Source organism: Clostridium frigoris (genome assembly GCF_018861865.1).
In the GTDB taxonomy this organism is placed as follows: domain Bacteria; phylum Bacillota; class Clostridia; order Clostridiales; family Clostridiaceae; genus Clostridium_AD; species Clostridium_AD frigoris.
Map to the genome: position 1 here is coordinate 1 of NZ_JAHLDV010000079.1, position 10,009 is coordinate 10,009.

General features: G+C 31.0%; 10 protein-coding genes, 7 tRNA genes and 2 rRNA genes. All 19 read left to right on the forward strand.

From position 1 onward, the window contains the following. Nucleotides 1-94, forward strand: a 23S ribosomal RNA gene (locus KPL37_RS18055); the annotation flags it as partial. Between the two features lie 174 nt (nucleotides 95-268). Then, nucleotides 269-385 (forward strand): 5S ribosomal RNA (gene rrf / locus KPL37_RS18060). Nucleotides 386-428: 43 nt separating this feature from the next. Next, a tRNA-Glu gene (locus KPL37_RS18065) sits at nucleotides 429-503 on the forward strand. A gap of 8 nt (nucleotides 504-511) precedes the next feature. Then, nucleotides 512-596: transfer RNA gene (locus KPL37_RS18070), tRNA-Leu, on the forward strand. Nucleotides 597-618: 22 nt separating this feature from the next. Continuing rightward, nucleotides 619-692, forward strand: a tRNA-Gly gene (locus KPL37_RS18075). Between the two features lie 13 nt (nucleotides 693-705). Next, a tRNA-Arg gene (locus KPL37_RS18080) sits at nucleotides 706-782 on the forward strand. Nucleotides 783-787: 5 nt separating this feature from the next. After that, a tRNA-Gln gene (locus KPL37_RS18085) sits at nucleotides 788-862 on the forward strand. A 4-nt stretch (nucleotides 863-866) separates the two neighbouring features. Further along, a tRNA-Lys gene (locus KPL37_RS18090) sits at nucleotides 867-942 on the forward strand. Between the two features lie 9 nt (nucleotides 943-951). Next, nucleotides 952-1,026: transfer RNA gene (locus KPL37_RS18095), tRNA-Glu, on the forward strand. A gap of 144 nt (nucleotides 1,027-1,170) precedes the next feature. Next, nucleotides 1,171-1,863, forward strand: a complete 693-nt coding sequence (sfsA, locus tag KPL37_RS18100; RefSeq protein WP_216151479.1) for a DNA/RNA nuclease SfsA — start codon at nucleotides 1,171-1,173, stop codon at nucleotides 1,861-1,863. Nucleotides 1,864-1,963: 100 nt separating this feature from the next. After that, complete coding sequence (locus KPL37_RS18105; protein WP_216151480.1) at nucleotides 1,964-2,491, forward strand: NAD(+) diphosphatase; 528 nt, start codon at nucleotides 1,964-1,966, stop codon at nucleotides 2,489-2,491. Nucleotides 2,492-2,535: 44 nt separating this feature from the next. Further along, complete coding sequence (locus KPL37_RS18110; RefSeq protein WP_425514051.1) at nucleotides 2,536-3,255, forward strand: hydrolase; 720 nt, start codon at nucleotides 2,536-2,538, stop codon at nucleotides 3,253-3,255. A gap of 42 nt (nucleotides 3,256-3,297) precedes the next feature. Further along, nucleotides 3,298-3,483 carry a hypothetical protein gene (locus tag KPL37_RS18115; protein WP_216151488.1) on the forward strand — a complete coding sequence of 62 codons (186 nt, stop codon included), beginning with the start codon at nucleotides 3,298-3,300 and terminating at the stop codon, nucleotides 3,481-3,483. 203 nt (nucleotides 3,484-3,686) lie between these two features. After that, complete coding sequence (locus KPL37_RS18120) at nucleotides 3,687-3,875, forward strand: hypothetical protein (protein WP_216151481.1); 189 nt, start codon at nucleotides 3,687-3,689, stop codon at nucleotides 3,873-3,875. A 321-nt stretch (nucleotides 3,876-4,196) separates the two neighbouring features. Beyond that, the gene (locus tag KPL37_RS18125; protein ID WP_216151482.1) at nucleotides 4,197-5,270 is read left to right on the forward strand and encodes a pyridoxal-phosphate-dependent aminotransferase family protein; all 1,074 of its coding nucleotides are present in this window, start codon (nucleotides 4,197-4,199) and stop codon (nucleotides 5,268-5,270) included. Between the two features lie 108 nt (nucleotides 5,271-5,378). Next, a complete protein-coding gene (locus tag KPL37_RS18130; RefSeq protein WP_216151483.1) occupies nucleotides 5,379-6,290 on the forward strand; it encodes a D-2-hydroxyacid dehydrogenase in 912 nt (303 codons plus the stop codon). A 26-nt stretch (nucleotides 6,291-6,316) separates the two neighbouring features. Then, entirely contained in the window at nucleotides 6,317-7,561 is a 1,245-nt protein-coding gene (locus KPL37_RS18135; RefSeq protein ID WP_216151484.1) for a DUF1015 domain-containing protein, read from the forward strand. Nucleotides 7,562-7,688: 127 nt separating this feature from the next. After that, nucleotides 7,689-8,453: a tRNA threonylcarbamoyladenosine dehydratase gene (locus tag KPL37_RS18140; RefSeq protein WP_216151485.1), complete on the forward strand. Its 765-nt coding sequence runs from the start codon at nucleotides 7,689-7,691 to the stop codon at nucleotides 8,451-8,453. A gap of 112 nt (nucleotides 8,454-8,565) precedes the next feature. Beyond that, nucleotides 8,566-9,507, forward strand: coding sequence for a GNAT family N-acetyltransferase (locus tag KPL37_RS18145; protein WP_216151486.1), 942 nt, complete (start codon nucleotides 8,566-8,568; stop codon nucleotides 9,505-9,507). Nucleotides 9,508-10,009 lie beyond the last annotated feature (502 nt).

Below are 10,009 nucleotides of genomic sequence, written 5' to 3' on the forward strand. Positions count from 1 at the left end.
AGACTCCTGGAAGACCACCAGGTTGATAGGTTAGAGGTGTAAGCATGGTAACATGTTCAGCTGACTAATACTAATAAGTCGAGGGCTTGACCAAGATAACATAAGTAACAAATAATATTAATATTGTGAACTAACTGTGCAATTTTGAGAGAATACTTTTCTATAAAGAAAGTAAAACTTCTCTATATAGAAATGATGAGAATATATTTATATAGAATATCCGTAGTCAACGACGGTAGATTCTCAATTATTATTTCTGACAAATAAATCTGGTGATGATGGCCTGAAGGTAACACCCGTTCCCATACCGAACACGAAGGTTAAGCTTCAATGCGCCGATGGTACTGCAGGGGTAACCTTGTGGAAGAGTAGGTTGTCGCCAGGTCAATACTAAAATACTAATATTTTAGTATTTTAGTATTTTTTAAGGCTCCTTGGTCAAGCGGTTAAGACACCACCCTTTCACGGTGGTAACAGGGGTTCAATTCCCCTAGGAGTCACCATAAATACTGCAGGTGTGGCGGAATTGGCAGACGCACTAGACTTAGGATCTAGCGCCTTCGGGTGTATGGGTTCAACTCCCTTCACCTGCACCATATTTATATGATTCATGATTAAGCGGGTATAACTCAATGGTAGAGTGTTAGCCTTCCAAGCTAATTACGAGGGTTCGATTCCCTCTACCCGCTCCATTATATTTAATATGCGTCTTTAGCTCAGTTGGATAGAGCAACGCCCTTCTAAGGCGTGGGCCGGGGGTTCGAATCCCTTAAGACGCACCAAGTATTGGGATATCGCCAAGCGGTAAGGCACCACACTTTGACTGTGGCATTCGTAGGTTCAAATCCTGCTATCCCAGCCATTATGGTTTACTAGCTCAGTTGGTAGAGCACATGACTTTTAATCATGGTGTCCGGAGTTCGATTCTCCGGTAAGCCACCAATTTTTTAAGGCTCCTTGGTCAAGCGGTTAAGACACCACCCTTTCACGGTGGTAACAGGGGTTCAATTCCCCTAGGAGTCACCATCAAAAAGTTCTTGCTTTTAAAGCAAGAGCTTTTTTATTTTATAAAATATTAATCAAATTTATATATAAAATACTGTTTTGATTGTAGATAATATTGATTATTTTAATAAATAAGTGTATATTTATTAAAATGGAGATAAAATTATGATTATAAGTAAAAGAATTTTTATTGCAGAGTTTATTAGAAGACCAAATAGATTTGAAGCTTATGTAAATCTTAATGGAGAAGAAATAATAGTGCATGTTCCTAATACTGGAAGATGCAAAGAAATATTAGTTCTGGGATCCAAAGTTTTATTAAGAGAAGAGCTTAATCCAAGTAGAAAAACACTATATGATTTAATTGCAGTATATAAAGGTAATAAAATTATTAATATAGATTCACAAATTCCTAATAAAGTTGTTGATGAAGCGTTAAAAGACCAAAAAATACAAAAGCTTGTTAAATATAATATAATACAGAGAGAAAAAACGTTTGGGAATAGTAGATTTGACTTTAAACTTTCTAATAACATGGGTGAGGAATATTATCTTGAAGTAAAAGGGGTAACATTTGAAGTAGATGGTAAAAGTATGTTTCCAGATGCGCCTACGCAGAGGGGAAAAAAACATTTATTAGAACTCATAGAAGTTAAAAAAATAGGAATAGGAGCGGGAGTGTTATTTCTTATTCAAATGAGTAATATAGAAAACTTCTCGCCTTATGATGAAATGGATGGAGCTTTTGGTGAAGCATTACGATTTGCATACAAAAGTGGTGTAGATATTTTTGTATATGAATGTGAAGTTGGTGAAAACTATATAACTCTAAGTGAATCAGTTGAGATTGTTTTATAATTATTCAAATTATTAGTAAGAAATTATTGATATTTATTTTAATTGAATAAAATCCTATATAGTATTAGACTAATAATATAGGTATTAAGGAGGAGAAAATTTGAAATTTATATATTGTCCAATTTGCGGAACAAAATTAATTGAAAAAGACAGCTGGGATGAAGGGTCAGTTCCATATTGTCCTGTGGATGATAATATGTATTTTGACACACCAAAACCATGTGTAGTAGTTGCAGTTATGAAGGGGAATGAGATATTACTTCTTAAACAAAATTATACCTTTAAAAATTCAAAGGTGCTGGTATCTGGATATGTAACTAACGGAGAATCTGTTGAAGATACTGTACATAGAGAAGTTAAAGAGGAGACGGGAATAACTGTTGGAGAAATTAAATATTTGGGGAGTGATTATTTAGCTTCTAAAGAAATTATAATGTTAACATTTATGGCTAAGTATGTTGAAGGAAATATAGAGAAATCGCCTGAGGTTGATTTGGCTGATTGGGAAAACATAGATGATGCCATATGTGAAATGAGTGAAGATGAAATAGGTAAAAGAGTTGTAAGAAAATTGTTAAAGGAGATTAATTATACGGGAGAAAAGGCTTATAGATGCGATATAAAGTAAAGTGATTAAATACTGGAAAAAAAATAGAGGGGAGAGAAAATAAAATGGAAAAAGAAATTAAAGAAAAAGCTATGTATCAAAAAGCACCTCAGATAACAGGAAATTTGAGGAGACATATGATAGAGCTACCAACAGCTATTAGAGATGCTACTGGTATTGTAATATTTGGTAAAAGATTAAAATCTTTTGTTTTTACTACAGATGTAGCTGTTATAAGAAATACAAATGCTGATGCAATTATTGCGGTATATCCATTTACACCTCAGCCTATAATAACGGAAGCATTGGTACTTGCTGCTGATGTACCAGTATTTTGTGGTGTTGGAGGAGGAATTACTACTGGGAAGAGAGTAACAAATTTAGCACTAGATGCTGAATTTAAAGGTGCTATGGGAATAGTTGTTAATAGTCCAATATCTAATGAAGTTATAACACAGGTAAGGGAAACTATAGATATCCCAATAATAGTTACAGTTGTATCAGAATTTGAAGACATAGAGGCACGAATAAGGGCAGGGGCTACTATAATTAATGTTTCAGGCGCTAAAAAAACGGCTTATATAGTTAGCAAAATAAGAGAAAAACATCCTAACTTCCCAATAATTGCAACTGGAGGCCCCGATAATGAAACTATAAGAGAAACTATAAGAGCTGGTGCTAATGCAATTACGTATACGCCACCGATAGTAGCGGATATATTAAATGAAATAATGATTAAATACAGAACGATTTACAAGGCAGAAGATAATGAAAATAATATTTAAACTATTGATAAAATAGTTTAAACTAAAATGGTAGGTGATAAAATGGCTGTAGGTGGAGACAATTGTATTAACTGCCCTGAAGCTTTAACAAAACAGTGTAGTGGCGAAGTAACGGATTGTGTATGTAAAAGATGCCCAAGAAATTTAAGACAGTGTTTAACTACAAAGTATTGTAGAGAAACGGAATCTATAATTAATATAAAAGATTATTGGTGGAAAACTCATTAATAAAATATTTAGATGTTATTTAAATGATAAAAAAATAACTTATTCAAGCTATTAGAACGTTTTATGTTTTAGTAGCTTTTTTTAATTATATGAAATTAAAAAAATGAATTTAAATAATAAAATTTCCAGAGGGTTTATTTGATGAAGTTAGGGAAATAATAATCGTACAATAACTAAATTTAAATTTTAGGAGGTTTAATATTATGCCAAATATAGAACAGATGACACATGTAGCAAATAGTTGTAATGGATATAATTCAGTAGGAACAGAATTTCAGTCTTCAATAGGTAATGTCTATAGTAAAAGTTGTGATAATTGTCAACATTTAAAAAATGATAAGTGTGAAATTAATTTGTATGATAAAACTTTAGCTGGATTAGATCAATCTTAATATTATTTATTAAATAATTAATATTAAATAGTATCTTTTTAAATAAAATTGTTAACATCAACACCATATAATAGATATAATTTATTATATGGTGTTGAACTAAGTCCCATAAATATTAGTTCTGTTATAGGTTTTATGAAGATTACTGAATATTATATGTAAATGAATACAATTTTAATATAATGTTCGGTTATGTGATTATAGTTTTTGTTTTTATTACATTGAGAAATCTATACTTAAGTGTTAAAATATATGTTATACTTCAATATTAATGAAAATATGAATAGAAAAGTTTTAGAAAGATAAAATTGGAGGGTGAATATGCATAAAAGATTATTTATACCGGGACCAGTAGAAGTAGCACAAGATGTACTTCAAAAAATGGCTACTCCTCAAATATCACATAGAGGTAAAGAAGCATCAACATTACAAAGAAATATAAGCGATAAAATGAGAAAAGTGTTTAATACTAAGGAAGAAATACTACTTTCAACTAGTTCAGGAAGTGGACTAATGGAAGGTGCTGTCCGTTCATGTACCGCAAAAAGAGCAGCAATTTTTTCTGTTGGAGCATTTGGGAACAGATGGTTTCAAATGTGTACAGCTAATGGAGTGCCAGCAGATAAATTTGAATCTGAATGGGGTAAGCCTACAACTAAAGAAATGATAGATGAAGTATTACAAACAGGAAAATATGATTTAATAACTATTACTATGAATGAAACTTCAACAGGGCTTATGAATAATATGGAAGATCTTTCGTCAATATATAAAAAGTACCCTGAAGTTGTAGTATGCGTTGATACGGTAAGTAACGCTGCGGGAACAGAAGTAAAAGTAGATGATTGGGCAATAGATATTTGTATAACTTCAACTCAAAAATGTTTAGGATTACCTGCAGGAATGTCTATTTGTACATTCTCAAAAAAAGCAGTAGAAAGAGCTAAACAAGTTACAAACAGAGGAGTATATTTCGATTTATTAGGGCTATATGATTGCATCCAAAAGAAGGATTATCAATATACATCTACTCCATCGCTTTCTCATATGTTTGCTCTAGATTATCAATTAGACAAGATATTAGAAGAAGGGTTAGAGAATAGATATGCAAGGCATATTGCAAGTGCCGATGTTGTTCGTGAATGGTCTAGAAAATATTTTGAAATATTTCCAAATGAAAACTTTTTATCAAATACAGTAACTGCTATTAAAAATACAAGAGAAATTAATATCTCAGACTTAAACAAGAAATTAGGAGAAAAAGGATTTATGATTTCTAATGGTTATGGAAAGTTAAAAGATAAGACATTTAGAATTGCACATATGGCTGAAACTACGCCAGAAGAAGTAAAAGAGTTATTAGCAATAATTAATGATATTTTAGCACTTAAATAGATAATAGCAAAAATTAAGAATGAAAAATTATATTTTGATTTTTCATTCTTAATTTAAGTTTAAGTATAATGAAACAAAAAATATTTTTATTTATAAAGGAGGATTTTAATGATTAGAGTATTAGTTACTGATGGTATGGAAAAAGGTGCAATCGAAGAGTTAAGAATTAAGGGATTTGAAGTTGTTGAGCAGTTCTATGAACCAGAATTATTAGGTGAAGAATTGAAAAATTTTGATGTAATTGTTGTTAGGTCTGCAACAAAGGTAAGACAACCGATAATTGATAAAGCAGTAGAAGCAGGAAAATTAAAGCTCATAATTCGTGGAGGAGTAGGAGTTGACAATATTGATGTAGCATATGCTACAGAAAAAGGAATAAAAGTCACTAATACTCCTAATGCAAGTAGTGCATCGGTAGCTGAACTAGCACTTGCACATATGTTTGCAGTATCAAGATTTGTTAATATTTCTAATGTAGCGATGAGGCAGAGTAAGTGGGACAAGAAAAAATATACTGGTGTAGAAATTGGTGGAAAGACACTAGGCCTAATAGGATTTGGAAGAATATCAAAAGAGTTAGCTAAAAAAGCATCTGCGCTTGGTATGACAGTTATATATACAGATATAATAGGAAAAGCTAAGGGTTTTGATGAGTATGAGTACTTTGAGTTAAATGACGTATTAAAAAAATCGGATTATGTGTCGTTACATATACCATTCATTAAAGCCAGTGGCGCTACAATAGGAAAAGACCAATTAGCAATAATGAAAGATGGGGCTTTTTTAATTAACTGTGCTAGAGGTGGAGTAGTTGACGAGACTGCTTTAGTAGAAGCTTTAGATAATGGTAAATTAGCAGGCGCTGGGGTGGATGTTTTTGTTGAAGAACCAACAAAAAATGAAGCTTTAGTAAATCATCCTAGAGTTTCTGTATCGCCGCATATCGGTGCTGCTACAAAGGAAGCTCAAACAAGAATAGGAACTGAAATAATGGGAATTATTATAGACTTTTTTAAATAATTTGATTGATAACAGGGGGAATAATTATGGCTATAGTAAGGCCTTTTAAAGCATACAGACCACAATTAGATTTAGTAGAGAAAGTAGCGGCTCTTCCTTATGATGTTATGGATAGTTTAGAGGCTAGAGAAATGGTAAAAGGTAAGCCATATTCATTTTTACATGTTGATAAAGCTGAAGTAGATTTACCAAAAGAGATAGATATTCATGATAAGCAAGTTTATTTAAAAGCTAGAGAAAATCTTCAAAAGATGATTAGCGATAAGGTATATATCCAAGATGAAAAACCGTGTATGTACATTTATAGACAAATAATGGACGGAAGACTTCAAACTGGTATAGTTGCTTGTACCTCAATAGATGATTATATAAAGGACACAATTAAAAAACATGAATTAACAAGAGCAGATAAAGAACTTGATAGATTTAATCATGTTGATTATACAAACTGTAATACTGGTCCAATCTTTTTAACATATAGGCATAAAGATGAAATAGATGATATAGTAAAAACTTGGACGGAAACAAAAACACCAGTTTATGATTATAAATCACAAGATGGGGTATCACAAATTATTTGGGTAGTTGATGAAAATATAATTATAAATAAATTATCTGACATATTTGCTAAAACGGATTATTTATATATAGCTGATGGACATCATAGATCAGCCTCAGCTGTTAAAGTTGGATTAAAGCGAAGACAAGATAATCCCGCGTACACTGGTGAGGAAGAATTTAATTACTTTTTATCTGTTATTTTTCCAGACAATGATTTATATGTAATGGACTACAATAGAGTGGTTTCAGATTTATTTGGAAACTCTTTTGATGAATTTATGAACAAAGTTTCAGATAAATTTGATATTACAATCTTTGAGGGTATTGGTCAATTTAAGCCAGAAGTTCAAAGGACATATGGAATGTTCTTAGAGGGAAAATGGTATAAATTAGAGGCTAAAGAAGGAACTTTTAATTTGAATGATCCGGTAGAAAGATTAGATGTGTCAATATTGCAGAAAAATTTATTAGAGCCCATTCTAGGAATTGATGATCCAAGGACAAACGCTAGAATTGATTTTGTAGGTGGTATAAGAGGACTTGGAGAACTTGAAAGAAGAGTTAAGTGTGGGATGAAAGTTGCATTTTCTATGTGTCCTACAACTATGGATGATCTTATAGATATAGCGAATGAAGGAAAAACAATGCCACCTAAATCAACTTGGTTTGAACCAAAATTACAAAGTGGGATATTTGTTCACGAGTTATAATTTTATGTCATATAATAATGAACTATTTAGGGTATAATTAAGTGACAATATAAGATTAATAAATTCTGAAACAATAAAAACTATAAAAATAATTTCAATAATACATATTTTAAGGAGAGAAAAACATATGCCACAACATGCATTGTCAAGAACAGAGTTACTTATAGGTATGGATAGTTTAAATAAGTTAAAAGAGAGTAAGGTAGTAGTGGTTGGGATAGGCGGAGTTGGTAGTTATACCGTTGAGGCACTAGTAAGAGCGGGCATTGGAAAGTTGGTATTAATAGATGATGATACAATATGTTTAACCAATTTAAACAGGCAAATACATGCTACACATAAAACTATAGGTAAAAGTAAGGTTTTAGTAATGAAGGATAGAATACTCGAAATAAATCCTAAGTGTGAAGTTACTACTTATGAAACGTTTGTGACAGCAGATAATATGGGAGATATAATTACTGAAGGTACAGATTATGTAGTAGATGCTATAGATACAGTTGCTTCGAAACTATCTTTAGTTGAATACTGCACGAAACATAACATTAATATTATAAGCTGTCTTGGAACAGGTAACAAATTAGATCCAACTTTATTTAGAGTGGTAGATATTTATGATACAAAGATATGTCCACTTGCAAGAGTTATGAGACAGGAACTTAGGAAAAGGAATATCGATAAATTGAAGGTAGTTTATTCCCAGGAAGTACCTATAAAACCAAAGTCGGATGAGGTTATAACATGTAAAGAGGGTTGCATATGCACAGGGGGTTCAAAGAAATGTGCTATGAAAAGGCAGATTCCGGGTAGTGTATCGTTTGTACCACCAGTAGCAGGAATGATAATCGGTGGGGAAGTGATTAAGGATTTAATTAAAGGGGTTAATATTTAATAGGTTGATTAGGAGTAAAAACTAGGGTGGAAATTTAAGTACCTTTTTTTATTTTTGTTAATAAATACATTTATGATCTAAATTACTATTATTGTACACAAAGGGGTTAAAAATGAATAAAGGTAAGTATGTTAATTTAGAAGCTTTAAAGGGTAATGAGCGAGAGTATATTATAAAAGATAATAATTATATTATATTAGGAAGAATATTTATAGTTGAATTAGACAAAGAAAACAAGTTTTGTCAATTTAGACTGAACTTTCATAAGCATACCAATGGAAGTTACGAGTATCTAAAAGATACATTAAATCTTATGCTGAACATTTTATTTAAAAACATGGGAATAAATAAAGTGAATGTTATTGCTGCTGAAAGTATAAAAGTAACTGCTTTTACTGATTTAGGATTTGAACTAGAGGGAATAATAACTGATAGCGTGAAAAATAAATCTGATTATCAATCAGAAGTAATGTTTGGAATAAATGCTTTTATATTTAATAAAAATTCAATAAGAAAAGATTTAAATATTAAAGGGAGGAATATTAGCATTCGGGCATTGACGCCAGGGGATGCAGAAGAAGTGTTAGATTTTCATTTAAGAAACAGACAATATTTGAGACGTTTTGAACCGTCTAGGGATGAGGCGTTTTATACTTTAGACAATCAAAAACATACCTTAACAGAGGGTTATAAACAATTTTTAAATGGTATTGGAGTTAATTTTGGAATATATAAGGATAAGAAACTTATTGGGAAAATAAGAATATCGAATATAGTTATTGGTGTTTTTAAAAATGCTTTTATAGGTTATTCTATGGATGAAAAAGAACAAAATAAGGGATATATGAAGGAGGCGGTTAAGCTTGTAATAACATACGCTTTTGAGGAACTAGAATTACATAGAGTCGAAGCTACTACGCTGATAAATAATGAAAAGTCACAAAGAGTTTTAATAAACTGTGGGTTTAAGGAACTTGGTATAAGTGAAAAATATTTATACATTAATGGTGAATGGAGAGATCACATGGTTTTTTATAAGATAAAAAGTATTTAGTTGGTTAAATATGATCTAAGCTCAATTGCAGTGGATATTAGCATAAATTTTTATATATTGGAGTGGTAGCTCTGAGTTTATAGTGATATCTGTGTATACTAATCCTAGTGTATCAATATGAGAGAAACGTAGAATAAGTAAGAAAATAAGATTATTATGTATCTATGTTGTTTTAAATAATATATACCATAAAACAGATAAAAATAATTATGATAAGATATTATATGTTGCTGATGTTTTGCAATGAAAAATTAGTTGCGATAGTAAAAAACTTAATTTAAAAGAGTGAAACACTATTGACAAATGATTAAACTACTGGTAAAATAGTATAAGTCGTCACATGATGACAAACAAATTGGTCTTTGAAAATTAAACAGAGAAATAGGTAAATAAATGAAATAATATTTTATTTTAACCAGTCAATTACTTTAGTAAAAGTAATATTTTAGTCGTAAGACTAAAAAGTATGTAATGAGCTTGCTAACCAACTTAACAGTTGGCG

Coding starts and splice junctions, on each gene's coding strand:
- KPL37_RS18140 (WP_216151485.1), top strand. CDS start 7,689: ATGCCACAACATGCATTGTCAAGAACAGAGTTACTTATAGGTATGGAT.
- KPL37_RS18125 (WP_216151482.1), top strand. CDS start 4,197: ATGCATAAAAGATTATTTATACCGGGACCAGTAGAAGTAGCACAAGAT.
- sfsA (WP_216151479.1), top strand. CDS start 1,171: ATGATTATAAGTAAAAGAATTTTTATTGCAGAGTTTATTAGAAGACCA.
- KPL37_RS18130 (WP_216151483.1), top strand. CDS start 5,379: ATGATTAGAGTATTAGTTACTGATGGTATGGAAAAAGGTGCAATCGAA.
- KPL37_RS18115 (WP_216151488.1), top strand. CDS start 3,298: ATGGCTGTAGGTGGAGACAATTGTATTAACTGCCCTGAAGCTTTAACA.
- KPL37_RS18135 (WP_216151484.1), top strand. CDS start 6,317: ATGGCTATAGTAAGGCCTTTTAAAGCATACAGACCACAATTAGATTTA.
- KPL37_RS18145 (WP_216151486.1), top strand. CDS start 8,566: ATGAATAAAGGTAAGTATGTTAATTTAGAAGCTTTAAAGGGTAATGAG.
- KPL37_RS18120 (WP_216151481.1), top strand. CDS start 3,687: ATGCCAAATATAGAACAGATGACACATGTAGCAAATAGTTGTAATGGA.
- KPL37_RS18110 (WP_425514051.1), top strand. CDS start 2,536: ATGGAAAAAGAAATTAAAGAAAAAGCTATGTATCAAAAAGCACCTCAG.